At 41.5% G+C, this 12,090-nt stretch carries 10 protein-coding genes; 4 read left to right on the forward strand and 6 right to left on the reverse strand.

Annotated features, from left to right (window positions below; translation table 11 throughout):
- Window positions 1-91: 91 nt before the first annotated feature.
- Complete coding sequence (locus ACS8FC_RS00685) at window positions 92-817, forward strand: YggS family pyridoxal phosphate-dependent enzyme (RefSeq protein ID WP_439262865.1); 726 nt, start codon at window positions 92-94, stop codon at window positions 815-817.
- A gap of 81 nt (window positions 818-898) precedes the next feature.
- On the opposite strand, the gene paeA is transcribed toward ACS8FC_RS00685, so the two are convergent.
- Together paeA and ACS8FC_RS00695 are read right to left on the reverse strand one after the other, a co-directional pair.
- Window positions 899-2,173: a polyamine export protein PaeA gene (paeA, locus tag ACS8FC_RS00690; protein WP_439262863.1), complete on the reverse strand. Its 1,275-nt coding sequence runs from the start codon at window positions 2,171-2,173 to the stop codon at window positions 899-901.
- 274 nt (window positions 2,174-2,447) lie between these two features.
- The gene (locus tag ACS8FC_RS00695; protein WP_439295565.1) at window positions 2,448-4,169 is read right to left on the reverse strand and encodes an NAD+ synthase; all 1,722 of its coding nucleotides are present in this window, start codon (window positions 4,167-4,169) and stop codon (window positions 2,448-2,450) included.
- 759 nt (window positions 4,170-4,928) lie between these two features.
- Between ACS8FC_RS00695 and ACS8FC_RS00700 the strand changes: the two genes are divergently transcribed.
- From ACS8FC_RS00700 to epmA, 3 genes are all read left to right on the forward strand, one after another.
- Window positions 4,929-6,074 carry an AI-2E family transporter gene (locus ACS8FC_RS00700; RefSeq protein WP_439295566.1) on the forward strand — a complete coding sequence of 382 codons (1,146 nt, stop codon included), beginning with the start codon at window positions 4,929-4,931 and terminating at the stop codon, window positions 6,072-6,074.
- Between the two features lie 104 nt (window positions 6,075-6,178).
- On the forward strand, window positions 6,179-7,306 hold the full coding sequence (locus tag ACS8FC_RS00705) for a 4-phosphoerythronate dehydrogenase (protein WP_439295655.1): 1,128 nt from the start codon (window positions 6,179-6,181) through the stop codon (window positions 7,304-7,306).
- Window positions 7,307-7,360: 54 nt separating this feature from the next.
- A complete protein-coding gene (gene epmA / locus ACS8FC_RS00710; protein WP_439295567.1) occupies window positions 7,361-8,383 on the forward strand; it encodes an EF-P lysine aminoacylase EpmA in 1,023 nt (340 codons plus the stop codon).
- Between the two features lie 198 nt (window positions 8,384-8,581).
- Here epmA and ACS8FC_RS00715 read toward each other — a convergent pair whose 3' ends face one another.
- The 4 genes from ACS8FC_RS00715 to purE form a co-directional block, all read right to left on the reverse strand.
- Window positions 8,582-9,220 (reverse strand): NAD(P)H-binding protein, encoded by a 639-nt coding sequence (locus ACS8FC_RS00715; RefSeq protein ID WP_439295568.1) that lies wholly within the window; start codon window positions 9,218-9,220, stop codon window positions 8,582-8,584.
- 221 nt (window positions 9,221-9,441) lie between these two features.
- Entirely contained in the window at window positions 9,442-9,891 is a 450-nt protein-coding gene (locus ACS8FC_RS00720) for a YaiI/YqxD family protein (RefSeq protein ID WP_439295569.1), read from the reverse strand.
- Entirely contained in the window at window positions 9,891-11,294 is a 1,404-nt protein-coding gene (locus tag ACS8FC_RS00725; RefSeq protein ID WP_439295570.1) for a 5-(carboxyamino)imidazole ribonucleotide synthase, read from the reverse strand. Before ACS8FC_RS00725 ends, ACS8FC_RS00720 begins: the two co-directional genes overlap by 1 nt.
- Window positions 11,295-11,470: 176 nt before the next feature.
- Window positions 11,471-12,019 (reverse strand): 5-(carboxyamino)imidazole ribonucleotide mutase, encoded by a 549-nt coding sequence (gene purE, locus ACS8FC_RS00730; protein WP_439295571.1) that lies wholly within the window; start codon window positions 12,017-12,019, stop codon window positions 11,471-11,473.
- Between the last annotated feature and the right edge of the window lie 71 nt (window positions 12,020-12,090).

Raw genomic sequence — 12,090 nt, forward strand, 5'->3', positions numbered from 1 at the left:
TTTTCTTAGAAAATTTTTGCCAAGCATTATATGTTCAAGGTTTTATAAACCAAGTTTTGGATGACAGAAAAGATAATAAGAAGGATACAATATGAATGAGCATCGTTTAATCGCCAACTGGCAACAGGTTAACGAACAAGTAACTCAAGCCTGTTTGCAGGCTAATGATTTAATAACGGAGCAGGAAAGAGCTACTAGATCAGCGTCAGACGTCATATTGCTTGCAGTTTCGAAAACCAAACCTGCTGATATGATCGCTATATTGGCTCGGCAAGGACAACGGGATTTTGGTGAGAACTATCTGCAAGAAGCCATTGAAAAAATCAAGACACTACAAGGTCAGCCTGAAGCTGCCTCTATCGTATGGCATTATATTGGGCATGTTCAGCGTAACAAGACTCGTGACATTGCCGAAAACTTTGATTGGGTACAAACGCTTGAGCGTGACATCATTGCAAAACGTCTGAACGATCAGCGTCCAACAGATATGCCGCCACTGAATGTGCTTATACAGCTTAATATAGATGATGAGGAGAGTAAGTCAGGTTGTCGCCCTGAAGATTTATCCGACCTACTAGCAGCTATCAAAGGCTATGAGCGCCTACAATTACGCGGTTTAATGATTATTCCTGCTAAGTCTAATACAGATGCGTTTAAACGCACCAAGATGTTATTTGAAAAGATAAAGCAAGAACATCCGGATTTAGAAGCTTGGGATACGCTTAGTATGGGTATGAGTAATGATATGGCAGCCGCTATTGCTAACGGCTCTACGATGGTAAGGGTTGGCACAGCGATATTTGGTGCACGAGATTGATTAGGTTACTTACTGTTCTCACTATTTGTCTTTGAGATCATCGACAGACCTCTCCAAGAAAGAGCTGTTTTTGCAGAATGTCTAGGCAGTTTCTTCAAGTTTGGTCACTAGCATCTGATTGATTTTTAATTTCTCAGTATCTAGTATTTCAAACCGATAGTTGGCATATTCGATGGTATCCGTTTTTTTGGGTATTTTTCGCAGCATATACATCATAAAACCACTGATGGTTTCATAGTTTTGATTGCGCGGTAAGTTTACGATATCTAAAGCACGAACCACATCTTCGATAGGCGTCATACCGTCGATCAGCCAAGAGTTATCAGTACGCTGGACAATAGGCTGATCTTCTAATGTAACAAGCTCACCCATGACAATGCTCATCACGTCTTTAAGCGTTATGACACCCACGACCATTGCATACTCATTGACGATGACGGCAAAGTCCGCACCAGTGGATTTGAACATCTCTAGCACTTCAAACAAAGACAAGGTGTCAGGCACGAATAGGGCCGGCTTTAATAGCGCTTTATCGGTTAAACTAACCTTTTGCTGATTAAGGACTAACGCTAAAAAGCTACGAGACTCTACATAACCAACGATATGCTCTAAGTCATCATCATTGCACACCAAAAACTTATTATGGGGTTGCTCGATCATGGTCTCGACCACTTTGTCGGTACTTGTTTTGGTATCAAAGTAAACAATATGTTCGCGGGGATTCATCACTGAGGTGACTGTCCGCTCTTGCATCTCAAAGATATTTTCTATCAAATGATGTTCTTGCTTTTTTAACACCCCAGCTTCGGCCCCAGCATCCATAACGGCATAAATATCTTCTGGCGTCATATCATCTTGACGTGCTGTTGATATACCCAACACCTCAAAAATAACATTTGCCGCACCATCAAATACCCAGATGATGGGTTTGAACACAAAAATTAAAAGCATCATTGGCCGTACGAGTCGCACGGCTATAATCTCAGTACTAGACATTGCCAAACGTCTGGGCATCAGGTCAGCCAGCAAAGAGAACAAGCTTGTAATCAAGACAAAAGAGACAATCGATGCTATAGCTTCATTGTTAAATAAAAGATGTAGATAAGGACTGATAGCTGATTCGCCCACTGCACCAGCTGAAATAGCGACAGCGTTTAAAACCACTTGTACTACTGTGATAAAGCTACCAGGATTGTCCTGCATATGTAGGACATCAAGTGCTCGGACTTCTCCTTCTTTTGCCATAATTTGTAGTTTAATTTTGCGACCAGCGGCAATGGCAATCTCGGCAGCAGAAACAAAAGCGCTTAGGGCAAGCAACAAAAGAAGGCAGATACTAGCGGTTAGCAAACTCATGAAGTACTCAAAGAAAGGTAGAAGAATAGAAAGGTTTGAAAGTAAATAAAAAGGCAGCACCGCAAGTTATGATAACTATGATTTATACATTGATAGAATAGTTACCGAATACGTATTTGTACTTGTATAAAATATTTAATAACCATGCTAAAACTATCATACTAAGGAATTAAGGTACTGCTAATAAAAAAAGCTGGACAAGAAGTGCCCAGCTAATAATAAACATAATAATATAAAGGTATGATCAAAACCAAACAGTAAAACCAATAAACTTTTAGCTATTAATCGACCATTTGTTGACTAACGGATAGCGACGTTCACGCCCAAAGGCTCTTTGACTAATCTTCGTACCAATCGGTGACTGACGACGTTTATATTCGCTATTGTCCACCATTTTGATGGTTTTGGCCACCATATCGGCATCAAAACCTTTATCGACAATCGCTTGATAACCCATATCTTCATCGATATACAAGGTTAAAATACCATCTAATACCTCATAATCAGGTAGGCTGTCTTGATCTTTTTGATCAGGACGTAGCTCAGCTGATGGCGGGCGAGTAATGACCCGCTCAGGAATCACAGGCGTATCCTCTAAGCGATTACGATAGCTTGCCAAGTTATAAACCTGTGATTTATAAACGTCTTTTAGCACATCGAAGCCACCAGCCATATCACCATATAAAGTAGAGTAGCCGACTGCTAGCTCAGACTTGTTGCCAGTCGTAATGACCAAATGTCCAAATTTATTAGACAATGCCATCAAGATAACACCGCGCGCACGTGCTTGGATATTTTCTTCAGTGGTGTCAGCAGGTGACTTGTTGAATAATGGCGCTAACGTATGGCGAATACCTTCGACGGCATCAAAGATAGGGCAGACAGTATAAGAGACATTTAGACGACGCGCTTGTGCTTGAGCATCTTCTAAGCTTATCTTTGAAGTGAACTCATAAGGCATCATGACAGCATAGACTTTATCTGCACCCAAAGCATCTACAGCGATACACAAGGTCAAGGCCGAATCGATACCACCTGATAAACCAACCAGTACGCCACCAAATCCTGAATGATTGACATAATCACGTAGCCCAACGACTAACGCTTGGTACATCTCTGACTCACGGCTCAGCGTTAGTGGCGCTTTTTCTTGAGTGTTGAATGCATTGCTATCAACATTTAAAGTCGCTAGCATTAATTGATCTAAAAAGCGTGGAGCTTCATGAGCGATAGAGCCATCGGCTTGCGCGACAATAGAACCACCGTCAAATACTAAGTCGTCTTGACCACCTACTGCATTCACATAGACAATGGGTACTTTGTGTTCACGGCTACGCTGAGTCAGCATGGTCTTACGCATATCTTGCTTACCCGTCTCAAACGGAGAAGCATTAAGACTGACAATGATGTCGACGCCTTGCTGTTTGAGATCTGCAATGGGTGTTTTTTCCCATAAATCTTCGCAGATAAGTAGTCCGATGGTGATGCCTTTATAATCAAATAACACTTGATTACGGCCTTTATCAAAGTAACGGCGTTCATCAAATACCCCATAATTGGGCAAAAACTGTTTATGATAAAAACCTTTTTGATGGCCATTATGCAAGATAGCGGCTGAGTTAAAGGTGCCATGATGGTCAACATGTGGATAGCCGACGATCATCACAATATCTTGAATATCACTTAGAGCCGATAATGCGCTTTTGATGCGTCCAGATAAGCTTGGACGAAGCAGTAAATCCTGCGGTGGGTAGCCTAGCAAAGCCAATTCTGGGAAGACAATGACATCAGCGCCCTGATCGCGCGCTTGGATGGCAAGTTGACGCATTTTGTTAGCATTGGCAGAGATATCCCCTACCAAAAAATGTGATTGGGCTAAAGCGAAGGTAACCTCATTTGGCGCTACATTGTTTGCAGACCTATCGTTTGAAGGTGAACTCGTTGTATTAGCAGAGTTGTCTGCCGTAAGATTAGAGTTATCAGTGTCTTTTGACATTGTTGTTATTCCTATAAGTATATCAACGAAAATTGGTGGGCTATTGTGAACCCAAAATAAAAGTATCTATAGAACGGTGCTAGCAGTTATAGCCTGCTCAGGCATCACGTTTTAATTATTAGACTGTATGCTAATATTTTTAGGTAAACAGTATCAATCAATACTAATAATCGCCTGCATACGATCGGCGATATTGACATTTGCACAGAATATTGTCCGAAAAATCTACATAGTATTGTTAAAATCAAATTAATAGCTTTAGTATAACATCAATTGTATAACCTACGAGAACGCAGCAGTGATTTACCCCTATAGATGACTACTCAGTTGTCTAAGTATTATTGTAATAAGTATTAATTTTTCTGTATCACATAAACGTCAATTTTTTGCTAAATAAAAGTGAAATTGTAAGTAAAAATTACAACACATCATTGTTTATTTATAGAACGTTATTGCATAATGATTGCCAATATTTAAGTTTTTTTACCAAGTTGACAATATTGAGTCAGTTAGGTCAATCAATAAATTATTTGTTGTTGTATATAAGTTATTGAGCTGTGAATAGGATATAGTTGACAGCATAAAGAACAAAAATAAAAGTTCAAAGACTCTCAAATTTATCAAACAGATTTATTATATAGCTCTGTTATACATGGATATAGTTTGTAGACATCATCTATAAGCGGATGTCTATTCATTTATAAATTTTGCAGTAAAAAGCTCGCTAATTTCTTACTGTCAATGCTTGGTTCAAAAGTTATGATTGAAAACTGGACAAAAGAAGTCGTCATTCAACGCCTGCTCGCTATTACCTTACTGATAATGTTATTTATTCTGTGCTTTCAGGTAGTGCAGTTTTTTATTGTACCAGCTTTATGGGCAGCGATATTAGCCTACGTGACTTTTCCAATCTATACCTTTTTTCATGAAAAAGTCAGACTTAGTCCGGATTTTAGTGCTGGTATTATGACGGTCAGTATCTCGTTGATTATCGGAGTGCCACTGGTGATAGGAGTGTTTATTTTGCAACAAGAGGCGCTTAGTCTCTATAGCAACTTAATCTACCGTGTGAAGGTAGGCTACCTTGATGTACCCGATTATTTTAAAGAATTGCCCGTTATCGGTCAGCAGATAAAAGATATTTTGTGGCAAATTAACAAAAACCCTGAAGGGACACTTGAGGCGTTTCGCGCTTGGATTCAATCGCATTTATACTATGGCAAAGTAGCCCTAGATGTGGTACTCAGTACTTTAGCCAAGCTTGGTATGGCGCTAATGACGCTGTTTTTCTTTTATCGGGATGGGACCAGTTTGATACGTCAGATTCGTCAGGCACTACGCAACGTCATTGGCAATCGAATCGACGGTTATATTGATTCGGTTGGTACAACCACACGCGCGGTGGTATACGGTATCGGTCTGACTGCATTGGCACAAGCGCTGCTTGCCGGTATTGGCTATTATTTCTCAGGATCACCCAGCCCTATTTTACTGACCATCGTAACTTTTATGATTGCGTTAATACCGTTTGGTACGCCGTTTGCGTGGGGCGCGGTGGCGTTTTGGCTATTGAGTCAAGGGCATACGACAGAAGGCATTGGTCTGGCATTGTGGGGTATTTTAGTCATTAGTTGGGTGGACAATTTGATACGTCCGATTGTAATTAGTGGTGCGACTAAAATTCCTTTTATTATTATTTTTATTGGTGTGTTGGGTGGTCTTACCGCGTTTGGTTTTGTCGGTCTATTTATCGGACCAGTAGTGCTGGCCATTGGACTTGCTGTATGGCGTGAATGGATCTCTCAGCATAGAGATGAGATTTTTGCGCCAAAAGAGGTGACGCTAGTAGATAATCAGATGTTGTTAGATTTTGATGATCTGATAAAAAAGAAAACAAAAAGCTGAGTTATTCGTTAGGCAGTATTGCTGTCTAATAGCGTATGTCCATATTATCTATCCACCATTAATCGAGGCGCTCATTTATGTCTAATGTTATAAGCTCTGATTCTATGACATCTAAAATCAATCATAAGCTTACCATCATCGCTGATAGCAATATCGCTGGTCTTGAAGATTTTTTTAATGAAAATACGTTGGGCCAAAATACTTATCAAACGGTTAATATTATCAAAGTTGCTGGACGAGATATCAACGCGCAATTGGTGGCTAAGCTGCAACCAGATGTATTGTTAATCCGTTCTGTGACCAAGGTTGATGCAGCTTTATTGGCAGACAATGATAGCGTTAAATTTATCGGCTCAGCGACGATTGGTACTGATCATGTCGACCAAGCGTATCTGACAACACGCAATATTACTTTTGCCAATGCAGCGGGTTGTAGCAAGCATTCGGTGGCGCAATATGTGTTGACGGCTATCTTAACCTTGCGCCCAGAGTACTGGCAGCAGCTATCGACGTCACCGACATTGGGTATTATCGGGCTTGGTAATATTGGTAGTATACTTGCGCAATACGCTACTGATCTTGGCTGGCAAGTATTGGGTTATGATCCGCTATTACCTGCATCGAACATCAATAATGCCAGCTTTGATGAGGTCATTAGCCAAAGTGACGTTATTAGCTTACATGTACCGCTGACTGACAAAAAAGACAATAATAATCCTAGTGGTAGTGATTATCCTACGCGGCACTTAATTAATAAAATCGTATTAGATGCTATGCCGTCCAAAACTTTACTCATTAATAGTGCACGCGGACCAGTTATCGATGCAGCAGCATTACAAGCTGACATCAAGAGTAATGAGCGTCAAGTAGTGCTCGATGTGTTTGAGCATGAGCCGTACATATCTGAACAGTTACTAACAAAGCTGGCTATCGCCACCCCGCATATCGCTGGTTATACCTTAGAAGGCAAGCTACGCGGTACGCAAATGGTCTATGATGCATTATGTGAAGAATTTGCTGTCACGCCTACACAAGCTATGCAGCAGCTATTGCCAGTCAACATGTATCTATGGTCTGAGCTTAAAGCCTATCCAGATAGACTGATAAAGTTTTATGACATTATGCAGGATGATAGAGAACTGCGCGAAAAAGTAACTAATGGACAGGTAAGTGGCGCGGATTTTGACCAGCTGCGTCGTGATTATCATTTGCGCCGTGAGTGGCAGTTTTAAAGACGGTAGATATCAATCTTAAGAAGATATTATTAATAATCATATTGGATAATAATGAACCCATCAAGCCGTACTTCTACTCATACTTCTAAGCCTGTCTACGCGCCAACTATGACACTTTCCATGGCACAAAAACGTGCAAAACTGCTTAGTGGTATACGCCAGTTTTTTGCAACGCGTCAAGTGCTTGAGGTGCAGACGCCACTACTATCGCAAGCGGGTAATACCGATACTTTTTTGCAATCAGTGGCTGCGCAAGTCACTTATCAAGATAAGCCGTATACTTATTATCTACATACCTCGCCTGAGTTTGCGATGAAGCGTCTTCTTGCCAGCTGGCAAGTGCCTATGTATCAGATTTGCTCTGTATTTCGCGATAATGAGATAGGGACGCGGCATAATATTGAATTTACCATGCTTGAATGGTATCAGCCGTACTATAGTTTGACGGAGCTAGCTGACGAGCTAGGTCAATTGTTAGAGGCGTTATATGGCTATCCGGTAGTCATGAATCACTATCGTTATGTTGACGCATTTATGGACTTTGTGGGAATCCATCCTTTGACGGCCAGTATAGAAGCACTAGAAGCGGTTGCAGAAGACAAAGGGTTGGCAGGTTTTGATTTTGATACTGATATAGATAATAAAGAAGATAGTCGGCAAGGGTGGTTAGATTTATTATTCAGCCATGCTGTCGAGCCAAATCTGGGACACGAATTACCGACGATAATTATCGACTATCCACCTGCCACAGCGGCTCTCGCTAAGACTGAGTTAGACAAAGACGGCAATCTAGTTGCTAAACGCTTTGAGCTATATATCAATGGGATTGAGATTGCCAATGCTTATGATGAACTGGCAGACGGTGCAGCATTAAAGCAGCGTTTTGAACAAGACAATCTATTGCGTCAGCGTCATGACTTACCGAACATGCCTATAGATGAGCATCTGCTTGCCGCTTGTGATGATTTGCCAGCTTGTAGCGGTATTGCATTGGGTTTAGATAGGCTACTTATGGTGCTATCAGGGGTAACCAGCTTAGAAGAAGTCATTACTTTTCCAAGCGACTTGGCCTAGCATTAATTAGCTTAGCATTAATTAGCTTAGATACTAATTTGGCTTGTTACTAAGTTGGTTTGTTACTAAGTTGATATGTCACAATCCTCTTCGCTACTCTAGCTATTTGATAACATAATTACTTTACAAGGCGTTCCAAAATTAAAGCGAGCAAACCTTTAGGCTTACTCGCTTTAGCTCTTTTAGCGCTACGTTATATTATAATTTTGCAATAGCATCACTAATAGCAGTGTCACCATTTTGCATACTAAAGACTTGCTTATTGGTATTATCGGCATTTAATACTGCTACTAACGTAGCGGCAACGTCCTCAATGGCATTTTCACCAGCCTCAGTACTGTTTACAGCGATTTTACCAGTGCCTGCACGCTCTTTTAAAGCACCAGCTTGCACGATAGTGTAGTCGAGTGTACTGTTATTCACTAACCACTGATCCGCATAATGCTTGGCAATGTAATAGTCTTTTAAGTCAGCGATAGCAGGGTTGTCCCATTTGCTGGTATCCAATGAAAACACGGTGCTTAGCATGATATAACGTTTGATACCTTTGTCCTCTACCGCCTGCATCGTCTTAACCGCACCATGCAAATCAACTTCTAACACGCCCTTACCGCCAGACCCAGCGACAAAATATACTGCCTCGATATCATCAGCGATTTGGCTCTGAATAGCATTTTTCTCGGCGGTAATGTCCAAATCTAACTGCGTGTAATTATCATCATTAAATAATATTTCATCTTGACGGGTAGTACCGACCACTTGATGGTTATCAGCTAATAATCGCTCAACCAGATCACTACCAACGCGACCACTGGCACCTATGACTAAAATTTTCATATTCTTTCCTATTTTTGTTTGTATTGTCGTTATGCTATAAATCTTTATAATAAGAGTACTTTGTATTCAAAAACTACTTGTCAAAAGTAAGTATTGAAAACTGTATATACGGTAACAAGAATAGGTAGCACACTTCGTTATGAAGCGTGCCAGTTGCATAGTGTTTGGTTATAGAGTGTATAAGGTTTGCAAGGGAGGTGAGATGATTAAGAACTGAAAAGTTAACGTACCAGTTTGTTTAGACCATCGGCGAAGGCTTTTTTGTCGCGATCGCCATAAGGCTTTTGTCCACTCATCTCTTGTAGCTCTAACACGCCAGTGCCACGCATGGTATCCATAAAATCGCGCATATTGAGCTTTTGCTTGATGTTGTTTTTATCATAGACCATACCGCGGGTTGTCAAAACCAAGCCACCTTTGTCCAAAATATCATTGGCCAAAGGAATATCGCTAGTAATAGCCAAATCGCCTGATTGTATTTGTTCTACGATATAGTCATCAGCCTTGTCAAACCCCGACGGCACCACGGTCATGACGAGCAGCGGTGACTTACGTAGTTTAATAGGCTGATTGGCGACGAATATTGCCACTGTTTGCGTACGCTCGGCAGTTTTGATAATCAAGTCTTTAGCAATTAACGGTACCGAATCAGCATCCACCCAAATTTGCATTATTTCTTAGCCTTTTCTGTCTTTGCCTTAACGTCAGGCGCACTAGCCATTTGACTGTCTTTATTTGCTAAATCAGTATTTTCGATGTCAGTGTTTTTGATATCAGTGTTTTTGATGGACGTTTCGTTTTTGTCATCAAGCTCTGTGGCATCTTGATTGCTTGGCTCATCTTGCTGTTTTTGACTTTTTTGGATAGGCATATATTCTTTATCTAAGCCAACTTTGTTAGGTAACACGGCTACCAATTTAGCCATTGAAGGCTCTAAGTCGGTCACATCGTTAGGCATCAAGGTTATGTGGGCGATTTTCCGATCTTCACGCTCCGCCTTGTGATAACTATGATAATGCGCGCCATCGATAGCCAGCACCGCACTGATATCAGGATACTGTCCTAGTACGTTGACCATAATCGCAGGATGGACATTATCTGTATCGCCTAATGGTAAGTTAACGACCGCGCGGATATGGTTTTCAAATTGACTAGTGATAGCGCCTTCAATGCTCCAGTGTCCCGAGTTATGCACGCGCGGTGCAATTTCATTGGCAAGTAGATAATCATGACCGCGCGCATCTTTAGCAACGAATAATTCTAGTGCCATCACCCCGACATAACCTAAATGGTTCATAACCGTAGTAATAGCTTGTTTGGCTTGATTAAATATGTGGCTGGTACCAACGGCAGGTGCTTGGGTCTTGGCTAAAATGCCATGATGATGATGGTTTTCAACCAAGTCATAACAGCGCACACTACCGTCTTGGGCGCGGACTGCAATGATAGAGACCTCACGGCTAAAGTTAACAAAGCCTTCTGCAATAAGGGGCGCAGGAGTTGGTGTTAAACTGCCTTTACCGCTGACTGCATCTTTAAGATCTTGCCAAGCGGCTTTGATATCGCTGTCTTGCTTGATGACGTATTGACCTTTACCGTCATAACCACCGCGACTGGTTTTGAGGACAATAGGCAAGCCTAATTGCTCACAAGCCTGTTTTAATTCAGCTTGCGTACTCACCGCCATAAAAGGTACCGTCGCGATATCAAGATCATTAAACATCTGCTTTTCTTTCAAGCGATCTTGAGCGATATCGAGGGCGATGAGCGGTGGAAACATACCTTGTTTTTTGCCCGCCGCTGCAAGGTTTGCTAACTTCTCGACAGTCGATGTTGGGGTGTTTTCAAACTCCAATGTAAATACATCGGCTACAGCAATGAAGTCGTCTAATTGCTCATTGCTATATACCTGCCCATAAAGACTGGCAGGGCAGTCAGGGTTGTCTTCTAAAAATATACATTGATAGCCAAGTGGCAGAGCAGATTGTGCGAGCATCATACCAAGCTGACCACCGCCTAAGATACCGATGGTATGGATAGTTTGCGTAACAGGATAAGCGTTTGCTGTGGTCATGAGAAACTCTTTGGATTAAAAATGAATTAAAACGTACGGTTTAAAATAGGAAAAGGTGCAATGTATGCACCTTGTAGTCAGTAAAACCTATCTGAAATTAAATATCAAGTGGAGAACCATTAAATTTAACTCATCTCAATGAAGAAAATGAGGAATCATGGTTATACAAATATTGTTTAACGGTTAATAATACCAGGCGTAGGACTGGCTAAGATGGTCTCAGTTTGAGTGTGTCGTAAATCATCAAGTTTGGCAGCGATGGTACTATCATGCAAAGCCAGTACTTGAATCGCAAGTAAGGCTGCATTATAAGCGCCAGCAGTACCGATTGCTAAGGTCCCAACCGCCACGCCTTTAGGCATTTGTACGATAGAGAGTAAGCTATCCCAACCGCTTAGCATCGATGATTTCACTGGTACACCGAATACAGGAAGCGGCGTCTGACTGGCGCACATACCTGGTAGATGCGCAGCCCCGCCTGCACCAGCAATAATAACTTGTAAGCCTTTGTCTTTGGCGCCTTTTGCATAATCAAATAGTCTATCAGGCGTACGATGGGCAGAGACAACTTCGCAATCAAAAGCAATATCAAAGTCGGCCAGTAGCTGTGCGGCACAATTCATGGTTGCCCAATCAGACTGCGAACCCATGATGATACCCACTTTTGGCTGGCCAGTAGGAGAGGAGACAGGCTTGGGGTTTTCGGTCGCCAATACGGTGCTCATAATGTAATACCCTCAAAACGACCATCATACAAAAATTATGCTATAGCCGTAAAGCCATGTTTTAATGATAA

The sequence above is a fragment of the Psychrobacter sp. 1Y4 genome, from assembly GCF_051847555.1.

Coding starts and splice junctions, on each gene's coding strand:
- ACS8FC_RS00685 (WP_439262865.1), top strand. CDS start 92: ATGAATGAGCATCGTTTAATCGCCAACTGGCAACAGGTTAACGAACAA.
- paeA (WP_439262863.1), bottom strand. CDS start 2,173: ATGAGTTTGCTAACCGCTAGTATCTGCCTTCTTTTGTTGCTTGCCCTA.
- ACS8FC_RS00695 (WP_439295565.1), bottom strand. CDS start 4,169: ATGTCAAAAGACACTGATAACTCTAATCTTACGGCAGACAACTCTGCT.
- ACS8FC_RS00700 (WP_439295566.1), top strand. CDS start 4,929: ATGATTGAAAACTGGACAAAAGAAGTCGTCATTCAACGCCTGCTCGCT.
- ACS8FC_RS00705 (WP_439295655.1), top strand. CDS start 6,179: ATGACATCTAAAATCAATCATAAGCTTACCATCATCGCTGATAGCAAT.
- epmA (WP_439295567.1), top strand. CDS start 7,361: ATGAACCCATCAAGCCGTACTTCTACTCATACTTCTAAGCCTGTCTAC.
- ACS8FC_RS00715 (WP_439295568.1), bottom strand. CDS start 9,220: ATGAAAATTTTAGTCATAGGTGCCAGTGGTCGCGTTGGTAGTGATCTG.
- ACS8FC_RS00720 (WP_439295569.1), bottom strand. CDS start 9,891: ATGCAAATTTGGGTGGATGCTGATTCGGTACCGTTAATTGCTAAAGAC.
- ACS8FC_RS00725 (WP_439295570.1), bottom strand. CDS start 11,294: ATGACCACAGCAAACGCTTATCCTGTTACGCAAACTATCCATACCATC.
- purE (WP_439295571.1), bottom strand. CDS start 12,019: ATGAGCACCGTATTGGCGACCGAAAACCCCAAGCCTGTCTCCTCTCCT.